Below are 14,570 nucleotides of genomic sequence, written 5' to 3'. Positions count from 1 at the left end.
AAACTATATGTTATTATGTTTTTATAAGATATCTTAAAAATATAGGGGGAAACAAATGTATAATATACTTGTTGTCGATGATGAGAGAGAAATAACAGATGCTATAGAGATTTACTTAACTAATCAAAATTATAAAGTATTTAAGGGGTATAATGGGAAGGAAGCTTTAGAAATATTTGATAAAGAAGAAATACACCTAATAATTATGGACATTATGATGCCTATACTTGATGGTGCTGATGCAACTATGAGAATAAGGCAAAAAAGCACAGTTCCCATCATAATGTTATCTGCAAAATCTGAGGATATGGATAAGATACTGGGACTTAACATAGGAGCAGATGATTATGTAACAAAACCGTTTAATCCTCTTGAATTAATAGCTAGAGTTAATTCGAATATAAGAAGGTATATGAGTTATTCTAGCAAAGTTACTGAAAAGAAAAATGTTATAACAATAGGAAGTATCGAGTTAAATGATGATAGCAAAGAAGTATCTGTAGATGGTGAAGCTATAAAGACAACACCACTTGAATACAAGATACTTCACTTGCTTATGAGTAATGCAAATAAGGTATTCTCAATACAGGAAATATATGAAAAAGTATGGGACGAACCTGCATACAATGCTGATACAGTGACTGTCCATATAAGAAGAATTAGAGAAAAAATAGAAATAGATCCTAAGAATCCAAAATATTTGAAGGTGGTGTGGGGAATTGGATACAAATTTGAAAAACAATAAATTTAAACAATCAACACTTAGTACTATTATAGTTATATTAATATTGTCTATTATTTCAGTTGGAATATATACACCTATAAAAAATAAAATGATTGGTTCTAAAAATTACGTACAAGAATATATAAAAAGTGAAGAGTTTATGTATACCTTAGCAGAATTAACTGATTATTTAATATCAAGTAAAATGGGAGAACAAAGAGGATGGTATGGAGAACGATATCAATCTGTAGAAAATATTAAATATTATATAACTGACAATAATAAAACATTTACTATGTCTAACATAGATGATGAATCTGTACAAGATCATATCAAAAATAGTCAGTTTTATATAAATATAGTAACTGACGAAAATGGAGATATAGTTACAAAATATTCTTCTAACAAAGCATTTAAATTATCTACTTTTGTTTCTAAATACAATTTGGAAAATGAAAATAAAATCAATTACGCTAATTTAGATTTTAAGTATTTTATTCCTAAAAAGTTGATTGATAATAATGATTTATTAATAAGCAAGGTCAATGAATATAATGTGATTCCTTACATTATATTGCTTATAACGATACTTTTAATAGGAAGTTTATTGGTAATTATAAGAGCTGGAATTGTTCCATACTCTAAACAAAGCCAAATCGGTATTTGTAGATTGTTTAATAAATCTTATTTAGAAATAAAATTACTTATGTGGTTTATATTCTTTGGAATAAGCATGGGTATAATGGCAATTGGTTTCGATCATCAGAACTCAGTATTAGATATTATGAGTGCTATTATATATGCAAAACCTGAGTTTTATATCATCGGTATACCATTGACATTTATGTTATATCTACTTGTACATTTGAGTATAGTATATGTAAAGCATATATATAATGAAGGAATTAAAGAAGGATTAATAAACAAGAGTATCTTTGGAAAAATAATTTTGAAATCGAATTATAAAATAAAAGATATAGCTAAATGCATTGGGAAGATAGATACAAGTAAACCGTATCATAAGAAAGCTATAATATTGTTTGGTGCTAATTTAATAGTTCTTTGGATTATAGCTTTATTTGGAGGACTAGGGGTTATTATAGCTATTATCTATACAGTATTTATGTTTAAGTATACAATGAAATTTTTAGAATCTATCAGGAAACTCAATGAGCAAAGTAGTGAGTTAGCTAATGGAAACTTCAATGTAAATATAGATGCTGATATAGGGATATTGTCTAGTATTGCCGAGAATTTAAATAATATAAAAACTGGATTTAAAGTGGCTGTTGACAAAGAAACTAAAAGTCAAAATATGAAGACAGAACTTATAACTAATGTGTCTCATGATTTGAAAACTCCTTTAACTTCTATTATAAATTATGTAGATCTGTTAAAGGATGAGAATATAGCAGATGAGGAAAAAGATAAGTATATAGATATACTTGATACTAAATCAAAGCGATTAAAAGTCTTAATAGAAGATTTATTTGAAGCTAGTAAGGTGAGTAGTGGGAATATAGAAATGAATATAGAAACAGTTGATATAATATCTTTATTTAGACAGACTCTTGGTGAAATGGATGAAAAAATTAATACAAGTACATTAGATTTTAAAATAAATATGCCCGAGTACAAGGTCTTTTGTGAACTAGACGGAAGAAGAACTTATAGAGTATTTGAAAATATTATAGGAAATATACTTAAATATTCAATGCAAAACTCAAGGGTATATATAGATATAATTGATAGTGATAATAATGTTGAATTAGTATTTAAAAATATATCATCTTATGAAATGAACTTTGATGTGTCTGAGATAACACAAAGATTCACAAGAGGAGATAAATCAAGAAATATACAAGGCTCAGGTCTTGGTCTTAACATAGCTAAGAGCTTAGTAGATATCCAAAATGGATGTATGAATATCGTTGTAGATGGGGATTTATTTAAGTTGATAATAAAATTTCAGAAGAAAATATAATATTTGAATTAATTAAAAAAGGATTTCTTATAATAATAAATCCTTTTTTAGTTATAAGAAAATTATCTAATTAACAATCTTTCAATATTATTTCTTACTATATTTGGTAAGTTTCCTTTTAATGCTTTTTCTAATAAATTAGGTTGTTTTATTCCATTTGATAATAAATAGTTTTCTATCATATTAACCTTATTTTCTCTATTTGGAATTACCTGATATAGAACATACCAATCTTCTAAAGAAGTTAGAGGTATATTTATACCATTGATCTTTGTATTTTGTAAAATTGAGTTATCATCAAAACTGTATCTATATATTCCTTCATTATGGTTAATACTCAATCCCGCCATAACATCAATATCAACGCCATTTACAACATATTCGTAAAAGTATTTAGTAGAGTAAGTATCTGACTTTTCACAAACTTTCTTTTCTCCAATACTTTTAAGTATTGTATCTGCTTTTTCAATGTCATTTAGATCTATCAAAATATCAATATCATTAGGTTTATCTATAAGGCCATAATGATTTAATAATATAGAGGCACCAACTCCCCATAAAACTTTTCCTGCATTAAGTTTTTCCGCTATATAACTTAAGGTATTAAACATTCCTAAATTCACCTCTAATTAGAATAATCTTATTGTAGTTTTCTTATTCAATTATATAGAATGTTAACATTATTTTCAAATTGTTACTTGGATTTTGTAAAAATAGAATCTAGGTTCTTTTTGTTCTGTGGGTTATCAAAAACTTCCTATGAAAATACCGTGAATACAACGATATTTTGAATATAACTAAGATTTTATCTTATTAATAATCCTAAAATTTACGAACTCCCTACGGTCAGACACATAAATTTCTCAACGGATTATTAAACGATAAAACCTAAGTTATATTAGTCAAAATATCTAAAAGCATTCACTAACATTTCCATAGAAAGTTTTAATAGGAATCTAAGTCTATTAGCAAGCTTCAATTCTAAAAAATAAAAGTTAAATAAAACACTGAATATTATAGAAAGTTAAATTATAGAATATTCAATTTCGAATAATATGTAAAAATGTGTTAGAATATGATAGGAAGAATTATGCAAAATAATTTAAAAATCGAAGGGGAACGTTGTATGGAAAGTAAAATCTGTTTAGTTGAAGAACTGAAAAAATTAAAAGAGTCTTCTAAAGAAGCTGTTGAAAATTTAAATTCTTTTAGTCCTTTTAAAGAATATATACATGTGAAAAGAAAGGTTCAGGATGAACTTTTTCATCTATTACAAAAAACTAATGAATCAAATAAATCACAACTTATACTTGTATGTGGAGGAGTTGGAGATGGTAAATCTCATTTAATATCATACTTTATGAAATACAATTCAGATCTTATGAATAATTTCGAAAAACATAATGATGCTACGGAAAGTTTTGAACCACAAAAAACATCTATAGATACACTTAATGATGTATTAGATGCTTTTAGTGATGAAAATATAGAAAACAGTAATGAAAAGTTTATACTTGCTATAAATTTAGGAGCACTTAATAATTTTATAGATTCTGAATACAAAGATAGATTCAAAAAGTTAAGAAAGTATGTAATAGAAAAAGGTATATTAGAGTCATCAATCACTGACAATTCATTTGATGAGAGTTCTAATTTTCAGTTTATAAATTTTAGTGATTACCATATGTATAGCTTAAAAGAAGATGGACCTAGATCTGAATACATAGAAGATATAATAAACAAAATAACCAATGATCATAAGGAAAACATATTTTATAAATCATATAAAAACTATTGTTTATCATGTGAGAATAAATATAAATGTCCTGTAAAGTTAAACTATGAAATGTTAATGAAAGATAATATAAAGTCAACGGTAAGTACATTACTTATAGAAGCTATAGTTAAACACAAAATGATAGTGTCAACTAGATCATTACTGAACTTCGTATATGACTTTATAGTAAACAACAACCTTGATAATATGAATACAAAAGAGTTACAAAAAGAAATAAGCAGTCTAGAGCTTATAGATACTATAAAGTACATGTTTACAAGTAACTTATTTGAACACAGTGAGTTATCTAATATACTAAGTTCAGTATCTACATTAGATTCTGTTCATATAAGAAATGAAGAATTAGATAGTTTAATAATTAAGTTAAATATAACTGATGATATGAGTGTTATTTTTAGAGAGTATCTACAACTAGATGAAGGGCATTATTTAGAAAATACGATAGGTAATAAAGAAGCTTTAGAAGAAGCTTTTGTAAAAAGTAAATTAAAAAGAGATAGTGATATATTAAAAGAAAATCTTATAAAAATGTTTATAAGACTATATCTATTTATACCTAATAATGATGAAATAAATTTAAAAGACAATATATACAATCAATATATGAAAGATTTATATAATTGGAATAAAGGATTAGCTAAAAAATTAAAGAGAGTTTATGATGATGTTAAGTCTTCTATATACAAATGGAATGGAGAAAGTATAGAAGGAAATATAAACATATTTATTGGTAAAAATCAAATGAGATATAAAGTAAGTCAAACCTTAAATATAGATGCAGATATATCTAATTTAAATAAATGTGATGAAGAAGAATTACATAAGTTTAATTCTAATCTGATACTTAGATTTAAAAATGAAGAAAAAAATAAATCCCATGAAATAGATATAGACTTTAACTTATATAGTTTACTTATGGCAATAAAAAATGGATATAGACCTAATAAAACGGATAAATACAACTATATAAATTTTGTAGAGTTTATAAATAAAATGACAAAGTTAGGAACTCAATCTAAGGAAGTAATTATAGAGGATAGAAGTGGAAATACATCTTCTAAGTACAAATTAGTTTACGATAAAAACTTCGAATCTTATAAATTTGAAAGTATAAATGGGGTGTAGATCAGTGGAGTTTGTTATAAATAGAGATAAATTTAGAAGTGACTTTAGTTTATCTAAAGAAAATGAAAACAAGAACAGCGTAAAACATAGTACAGGTAAAAATATAGGTATATTACCTTATACAACTAAATATGAAAATAAACATAAAGAGTTTATTCAAGGATTTAAAGTTTGTATAGGAGAGTTTTGTAGAAGGATATATCAAAAGAAAATAAAGAATGATGATATTAATATAAATGATGTTGATAACATTATAAAAGATGTAGATGTAGAACCTGAAGACAAAATAGCACTGAAAAGTATAATAAAAGAACTGTTCTTCGATGAAAAGGGAAATATATATACTTTCCATCCATTGTTATTAAACTATATAGATATAAAAAAAGGAGACTATAACAAGTCACTAGCTAATTTTTTATATGATGTTTTATTAAACGATAAGGATAATGATGTAGTAGATAAAATAGTAGAGTGTTTTAAATATAGGCCAGAAAACGTAATGGAGTTATTATTATTAGAAAATTTACCAGAGCTTCAAGAAAATAAAAGTAAATCAAAACAGAAGTACAAAAACTGTGTTTATAATGTATCGTCTATATTTAAAGAGGATCTTAGCTTTATGCTAGATAACCCAGAATTTTTCATAAAAGATTTTGAAAAACTTCTTAAATACTACTATTTCTTCTATGTATCACAGTTATCTTTAAAGCTATCTAAGTTTTTTGATTATAATCCATATGAACAAGAGGAACTATATTTTAATTTAGATTGGGAAACAGCATCTAAGTCTCGTACTAGTTACTTGAAGGGATGGAAAATGTTAGAGAGTACTCTTAGACCTTTATTCTCTCATGCTAATACATTAGAGATATTAAATAGTAACGAACAAGATATATCATATGACTACTATGATATAAAAGAAATTATAAGTAGCTATGATGAAGATAAGAAATATGAAGTTAAAAGCAACATATCTCAAATAGTTTTTTTATATAAAGAAAATATAACAGATGTAGTATGGGATGAGTTTAATGTAGATAGAAAATATGATGATGATATACAAAATACTATATATGAATTATTTAAAACAATAGATCATCAATTTAATAAAAGTAGCAGTAGAAAGAAACCGTATGAATCATACAAGAAGTGGTTTGAAGAGTTTTGCAAAATTAACTTTTTAAGAAGAAGAGGGTCTTTGGGATATACCCTAAATATTACCCAAGAATACCTACTATTTATAACTAAGGTAAGTATAAAAGATAAAGAAAGAATAAAGCTTAAGGATTTATTTGAAGAGTATAAAAAAAGAGGTTTATATTTAGATAGAGATTCTCAAAGTAAAATAGTTGAGTTATTTGAGAAATTAAATTTAATAGAGAAGAAGAGTGATAGTGGTGATGCCCAATATGTTAGATCAATTTTATAGTTATTTATCAAAGAAGATTGTAGAATACTTTAATAATAGAGAATTAAAAAGTGGAGATAAATTCAATATCCAATTTGAAAAAGAAGAAGAAGTTAAAAGTCTATATGATTCACTAAAAAATGAAAATAGTAGTGAGGAATTTACATATAAGATAAGTGATAATGTTACTTATAAAACATATAGCGTAGATATAAAAGGAATAAAGGTTATAGTTTCAGCTACTATAGACAATATTACGGCAGATTTTTTGATTCGTCTAAGAAATATGGTTGGAGATGAAACACAAGAAGGATTTAAAAACACTGCAATACTATTTATACATAATACAACGCTAGACAGTATTATAAAAGGTACAGAAAGTTTCCAAAAAGAAGGTATGCCATTTCACAATAAATCTATAGTGAAAGATATAAAAAATCAGTTAACATATAGTAAGTTAAATACTGAAGATAAATATATATTAGAGTTTGTTTTAGAGAAAATGAACAACAATATGTTTGAAGATAATACTTCGATTTTCCAATATACAGATATATTAAAGGTATTAAACAAAGGTTATGTAGACAAAAAAGAATATAATGATTTTGGATTGTTTTACGACTCTAACTTATCACAAATAAATGATACTAAAGTTATAAAACAAAGGCTTAATGAAAATGCCAATATATTTGCAAATGTAGACTCAATACATAAATATGGAAATCCAGAAATAGAATTAGAAAAATACTTTGATAATAAAGGTATAAGTAAATTAAAAGAGGATAAAAGCTGGCAATGTGTAGATTATAAAGAAGTAAAACAATCAAAAGATGCACATGACACAGTAAAACCAATACAATTTGAAGAAATAGTATACAAAAATGATGTATCCTTGTGGGATAGACCACAAGGAAATTCAAAAGCTGGTCAAAGGACTAGGAATATAATAATATTTAATAAAAATAAATTAGATAATATAAAATTAGAATTTAAATTCGATGGATATATAAAAAAAGAATATATAAAAACAGATAAAACTGTAGTAGCCAACGCACCAGGTAAGAAAGTGGAAGTGATTTTACATCCTAATAAAGGTGAAACATATTTTACTAAAGTAAGATATAACGATGATAAAGCAAAGTATACATTTAAAATAGCAGTAGTAGAGTGTAATGAAAATGTTCTGCAAAGTATAAAGACAAATTACACTATACCATCTAAAGCTAAGGAAAAGTTTATAGTTATAAATAGTGATGAAGACAAAATAACTATAAATCCTGGTAAGTCTACTAATAGTCAAGAGTACATAAGAGAATTAAATGATACTGCTAATGTAAATGAAGATGAAAGTGTAGATTTAATATTTGATGTAAAAATAGAGGATGATACAGATTATGTAAAAGTAGATGTAAACTACAGTGGTTCAGTTATATCATTAGCTAAGGAAGAAGAAAAAGATAGACCTACTGTTGCAACTGGTGTTAGGGTATGGAAGCTAAAGAGGGAAAAAAAAGAGAGCTTTAAGTATTTAAATAATAATAAAATAGCTCAAGGGACTACAGAGTATTTTGCTAAGGAAGACTTTAAGCAGAATATAGAATTTGAAAAACTTATAATAGAAGAAGGTGGACTTTATTATAAGTTAAATGGAGATATTTTAGAAAAACAAGAGTTAGATATAGATGATGAATTAAAAAGTAGTTACAATAGACTAATAGAATTCTATAGAGTTAATGAATTACTACCTAGTTTAGCTTACTATGACGATGATTTAGTAAGTATATCTAAAGCTTATGTAAATAAGTTTATAGAGGTATTAAATAAAATCAATAACGAAGAAGTTTTATCTAAAGAGCAAAGAAATCTTGCTAAAATAAGTAAAATAGAAAAGCTAGATGGAGATAAAGAAATAATACTAACTCCGCTACATCCATTGAATGTTGCTTATCAACTATTACTAAATGAAAAATTAGAAGATGAAGAAATAGTTGAAGATATACTAAAAAACCTAAATTCTAAATACTTAATGCCTTATTTATATAATAAAGAAAGCAATTTATATAAAATAGTAGATCAAAATCATTCTCCTGAGTGGACATATTATGTTGATTATAAAATGTCAAGGTATAAAGGGTCTAGAGACTATGTATCTAAACTTACAAGAGAAAAAATTGATGAATTTATAGATCATTTTGCATACTTATTTAAGTACAATAAAGACTCAAAATTAAAAATGAAATTAATAAATTTGGGAGATTGCAAAGAAGTATTAATAGGGATATATGATTATTACGTAAAAGCTATAAATAAGAAGGATGTAGATATAAATGATTTAATATCTATAGATATATACATATATGGAGATAAAAATATAATTAATGCATTTGAAGAAATATCTTTCTACGAGTCTATAGAAGATATAAAGAATCACTTTGGTATAAACATAAAAACAGAACAATATAGCGAAGAAGATATTATAAACATGTTTAGAGAAAAAGTTCATTTCTATAAAAAAGATAAAAATGAACAAAAGTATGAATATAGTCATTTAACTTTCTATGAAATAGACCAAGATGTATATATAACTAGTAGTTCTATGGAAGATATAAGTACAGGTGTATCACTAGATGGATTAATATCTGGAGTACCATCTGTCTATCTGAAGGATACATATAGAACAGGATTTGGATCTAAGTTCATACCAGAAGATAAAAATGAAGTATTAAAAGTTGCAATGAAGATGAACTCAGTAATAAAGTCAGTGGGAACAGGAGATCCATTTAATGAGAGTTTAAGTGTTACAAGTTCTGTAGGCGAAAAAAATAAGGACATTTTAAATAAAATATATAATGCTTCGCATTGGGTAACATTTATAGATCCAAAGGTTGATTTAAACTTCTTTAAAAATGATGTTGAATCTAAAGATTTACTTATAATACACTATAGTGATCAATATACTTCATCAAGTGGATATGATGCTATAACTGTTACAAGAAGATCTAAACAATATCAAGTTATAGTAGAAGAATTTTTAAAAAGTAAGAAAATAGAAAGCAATGAAAATACCGTGCCAATGGTAATAAACTATTTTAATGCAGTAAATGGTGACTGGCTATTAAGACTTATATCAAGTAAGTCTCAATTTCCTAGAGAAAAACTAAGTATATTGTCTGCTATTAAAGTAAGCTTAGCTTATTTATATCATCCAGATATAATATGGATACCAGTGTCTTTAGAAGAGATATTAAGAGTATCAGGTGGTGCTGGATTAAATCAAAAGGATGGTTTGTTTACAGTTAAGAACCTTACTGGAAAAAGTGAATCATACTCAGATGATTTATTATTAATAGGTATACAAAATAATGATGGAAATGTAAAAATACATTATTATCCAGTTGAAGTTAAAATAGGAGAAAACAGTGAAAGTGTAATTTCAAAGGCTATAATACAAGCTAATCATACTAGAAACTTATTAGATGAATTCCTTATAGAAAATGAAGAGGATGCTAATAGGTTTATTAAGAAGATATATAGAAACTTTATGATGCAACTAGCTATAGTAAGTGCTGAAAAGATGGATCTATACAATATATGGCCAGAACAAAATTGGAGTAGTATTATAAATGGTGACATTAGAACTAAATTAATAAATGACGATTATGAAATAAGCAATGAATTAGATGAGTATATAGGAAGAGGATCTGTAATATCTTTTAGAAAAGATGCTCACTTTAATTCAGGCTTGGCTATGAGAGATGATATATCAATATTAGAACTTGCAGAACAAGAAGGGTATAGCAATATAGTTGGAAGTCTAGAAGAAATGAAGAATAGATATATAAATAATGAAAGTGACTTTGATGTAGAAAAAATGTTAATAAGAAAATATAAATCAACGAATGATCAAGTATATAAAGAGGTAGCAGTAGAAGCTTCTAAAAAGCTACAAACAAAAGTCGATTATACAGATGGAGAAAACTCTAAAGATATAAATGAAGAAATAATAAGAGAAGCTGCTGAGGAAATAAATACTAGACCAATTCAGATAATGTTTGGTACAGAAATAAATAGCAAACAGCCATTAATATGGTATCCAACAGATACAGAAAAAACTATGCATACTAATACAGGTATAATAGGAACCATGGGTACTGGAAAAACTCAATTTACAAAGTCACTTATAACTCAATTATATAGAGAACAAAAGCATAATGTAGGTGGTAAGCCAATAGGAATGCTTATATTTGACTATAAAGGTGATTATATAGATGAAGAGTTCGTAAATGCTACTGATGCTAAGGTTTATGATATTTTCCATCTTCCATATAACCCATTAGCATTATTACTTCCAGATAAGCCAAAGCCATTATTACCTCTTCATACAGCAAATACATTAAAAGAAACTATATCTAAGGCATTTAATTTAGGTATAAAACAAGAAACTTTACTTAGAGATTTAATAATGGAAGCTTATGCCAATAAAGGTATAAACAAGGCTAATATGAGAACTTGGGAAAATCCGGCTCCAACTATAAGAGATGTTTGCTCTATATACTTGAATAATGAAGATGTTAAAGAAGATAGTTTATATGCAGCTATGAAGAACTTAGATGAGTTTGAAATATTTGAGCCAGATACAAGTCAAACGAAAAATCTATTTGATATAGTTGAAGGTGTGACTGTAATAAATTTAAGTGGATATGATGAAGCTATACAAAACTTAGTTGTTGCAATAACTTTAGATATATTCTATACTCAGATGTTAGTTGTAGGAGAGAGTAAGCAAGAACGTGGATATAGACAGTTAAATAAAGCTATACTTGTTGATGAAGCTGATAACTTCTTAAGTAAGAACTTTATATCTATTAAGAAGATATTAAAAGAAGGTAGAATGTTTGGGGTAGGTACGATTTTATCTACTCAGCTTTTAAGTCATTTTGCTACATCCGAAAATGAGTATCAAAACTATATATTAACATGGGTAATACACAATGTTTCTGATTTAAGTAACAAGGATGCTAGATATATATTTAATACTCAATCAAAGGCAGAAGAAGATAGTATATACAATAAGATTAAGAGCTTGGCTAAGCATGAAAGTTTAGTTAAGATACCTAAGGAAAATAGACCTATATATATTAGAGATAAGGCATTCTGGGAGTTAAACAAACAATAAATATTGGTGACTATCTATAACTTGAAATATAGGTAGTCATTTTATTGTACAAATAAAAAGTTTAAGTTTGTTTTATTAAAAATAGATTTAAGATTTATTGATTAAAACTATACTAATATAAACAGTAAAATTATAATGAAACTTTTAAATAAGAATACAATCTATTTAAATAATTGCTATTAAATTTAGAAACTTTAACAATTTATAAGATCTGAAATATATACACAGTATATAGGAAAAATACGATAAAAAACAAATATTTACATAATATAATAAAAATGTTATAATTTAGACATAATATCTTAAATGAGGTGACAATGTGGGTGGATTAATAAGAACAATGGTTAAGTTAAAACTTGACAAATTTTGTGAAGATAATAGCATAGAGAATAAAGATTTAGGATTTATGTATTTTATTTATAGTATATATAATGATATTGAATATAGTGATACAGATATATCTGATATTATTAAAGGTTCGTCAGATGTAGTTGATGGAAGTGAAGACAAACAGATTGATATTATATCAATTCATAAATATGATGAAGAAGCAATAATTAAAATATTTCAAGTTAAAAATCAAAATGGATTTAAATCAAACACTTTAATACATATGAAGAATGGTTTAGAATGGATTTTTGAAAAAACTAATGATGCATTGAAATTAAATAAAAATAAAAAATTTATTTCAAAAATAAAAGAAGTAAGATCAGTTTTAAAAGAATATTCATATAGTAATGTTCATATTGAAGTTTATTATGCTTGTTTAGGTAATACCAATGATATTGATTATAGAGGTGAATTTGATCAGGAATTAAAAGAAATAGTTAAAAAATATGAGCAAGTTGGTTTTGGTAATTTCAAATTTCAGTTATTAGGAGTAGAAGAAATTAATGAAGAATTAAAATTAATTGAGATGAAAAATAAAAAAATAAATACTAACTTAAATATATTATATGATGCAAATAGACCATCACTCATAGAAACATATAAGAATAATTTAAAAAGTGTTGTATGTACTGTTAAGGCTTCGGAAATAGCCAAACTTATAAGTGAAGATAAAAATGATATATTATTTGATAAAAATATAAGAAAGTATTTGGAACAGAGAGGAAAAGTAAATAAAAGCATATATGAAACCTGTGTAGATGAAGATGAAAGTAGGTTATTTTGGTTTTTAAATAATGGAATCACTATAATGTGTGATACATTTTCTGTAGATAAAATACCTAACGAGGCAAAAATAAAAATAGATAATGTACAAATTATAAACGGATGTCAAACATCTACTACTTTATATAAAGCAATGAAAGATGGAAAACTTGTAAGTGATACAGAAGTACTAATTAAAATTTATGCATCTGATGATAAAAAAATTGTTGATAAAATTACTGTAGCAACTAATAATCAAAATCCTATAAATTTAAGAGATTTAAGAGCTAATGATGAAATACAATTGAATATCCAAATATATATAAATAATAAATATAATTATTATTTTGAAAGAAAAAGAAATGAATTTAAAGATGTAGATAAGAAAAAGATTATTACAAATGAAAAAGTAGGACAATCTTATTTAGGAATAATTTTGAGAAAACCTCATAGAGCATTAAGTAGCAAAAAAGATGTATTTGATAAAGAATATAATAATATATTTAATAGTAATTCATTTGCTAAACTTATGTTTTCACATTTAATATATATGTATGTAGAGAATAAGAAAAAAAATACAAATTTTGAAGATATAGATGATCAATTAACTACAGATTTAATACTTTATGGAAGCTATCATATTTCATCTATTTTAGGAAATTTAATAATAAACATCAATAATAGTAAAAATGATAATAAAAAAATTGAAAAGATTAATTTAGATATAATTAATGAAGAATTAAATTTAAATGAGTTTTATGATGAAGCAATTAAGCAAATGGTAAGTAAGTTAGAAACATTGGATGAAGAAACTACTAACAATATGATTAAGTATTTAAAAAGAAAAGAAAGTGTTGATGTTATAAATGCAACTATTAACAATATAATATCTTCTAAAGAAGTTGCATTAACAGTTGATTAAAATTTAAATATATAAAACAAAGAATAGCAATATTAAATGAAAAATTAAATAAAATAATAATTATTTGTTAATATATATGATTAGAAAATTGTTTATGATAAAAAAATACTTCTATGTGTTTAAATGATTTTGATGAGAAATCGAGCACATAGAAGTATTTTTTTATAAATTTAATGGTATCCGTCAAAGATTTACCGTCTTGAAATAGAAAATCCAGTATAACTAACTAGAAAAATTAGTATACTGGATTTTTAAAATTTATTTCTTATTTTTGATTTGCA

7 protein-coding genes are annotated in these 14,570 nt (G+C 25.3%); 6 read left to right on the top strand and 1 reads right to left on the bottom strand.

All coding sequences use genetic code 11. The features are described 5' to 3' along the window. Positions 1–55: 55 nt before the first annotated feature. Positions 56–745, top strand: a complete 690-nt coding sequence (locus WJW32_RS02070; RefSeq protein ID WP_340254256.1) for a response regulator transcription factor — start codon at positions 56–58, stop codon at positions 743–745. Then, entirely contained in the window at positions 720–2,708 is a 1,989-nt protein-coding gene (locus WJW32_RS02065) for a histidine kinase dimerization/phospho-acceptor domain-containing protein (RefSeq protein WP_340254253.1), read from the top strand. The genes WJW32_RS02070 and WJW32_RS02065 overlap by 26 nt, the downstream gene beginning before the upstream one ends. A gap of 62 nt (positions 2,709–2,770) precedes the next feature. Here the strand turns inward: WJW32_RS02065 and WJW32_RS02060 are convergent, their stop codons facing one another. After that, complete coding sequence (locus tag WJW32_RS02060) at positions 2,771–3,319, bottom strand: nucleotidyltransferase family protein (RefSeq protein WP_340254250.1); 549 nt, start codon at positions 3,317–3,319, stop codon at positions 2,771–2,773. 515 nt (positions 3,320–3,834) lie between these two features. Here WJW32_RS02060 and dptF point away from each other — a divergent pair. The 4 genes from dptF (at position 3,835) to WJW32_RS02040 (ending at position 14,289) form a co-directional block, all read left to right on the top strand. Then, on the top strand, positions 3,835–5,631 hold the full coding sequence (gene dptF, locus WJW32_RS02055; RefSeq protein WP_340254247.1) for a DNA phosphorothioation-dependent restriction protein DptF: 1,797 nt from the start codon (positions 3,835–3,837) through the stop codon (positions 5,629–5,631). A 4-nt stretch (positions 5,632–5,635) separates the two neighbouring features. Further along, positions 5,636–7,060, top strand: coding sequence for a DNA phosphorothioation-dependent restriction protein DptG (gene dptG / locus WJW32_RS02050; RefSeq protein ID WP_340254244.1), 1,425 nt, complete (start codon positions 5,636–5,638; stop codon positions 7,058–7,060). After that, positions 7,041–12,215: a DNA phosphorothioation-dependent restriction protein DptH gene (dptH, locus tag WJW32_RS02045; RefSeq protein ID WP_340254241.1), complete on the top strand. Its 5,175-nt coding sequence runs from the start codon at positions 7,041–7,043 to the stop codon at positions 12,213–12,215. Before dptG ends, dptH begins: the two co-directional genes overlap by 20 nt. A gap of 319 nt (positions 12,216–12,534) precedes the next feature. After that, a complete protein-coding gene (locus WJW32_RS02040; RefSeq protein ID WP_340254239.1) occupies positions 12,535–14,289 on the top strand; it encodes an AIPR family protein in 1,755 nt (584 codons plus the stop codon). Positions 14,290–14,570: the final 281 nt, after the last annotated feature.

The sequence above is a fragment of the Tepidibacter sp. Z1-5 genome (assembly GCF_037844525.1).
Taxonomy (GTDB): domain Bacteria; phylum Bacillota; class Clostridia; order Peptostreptococcales; family Peptostreptococcaceae; genus Tepidibacter_A.
The sequence above is the reverse complement of the archived record's forward strand: the minus strand, read 5'-3'. Positions and strand labels throughout refer to the sequence as shown.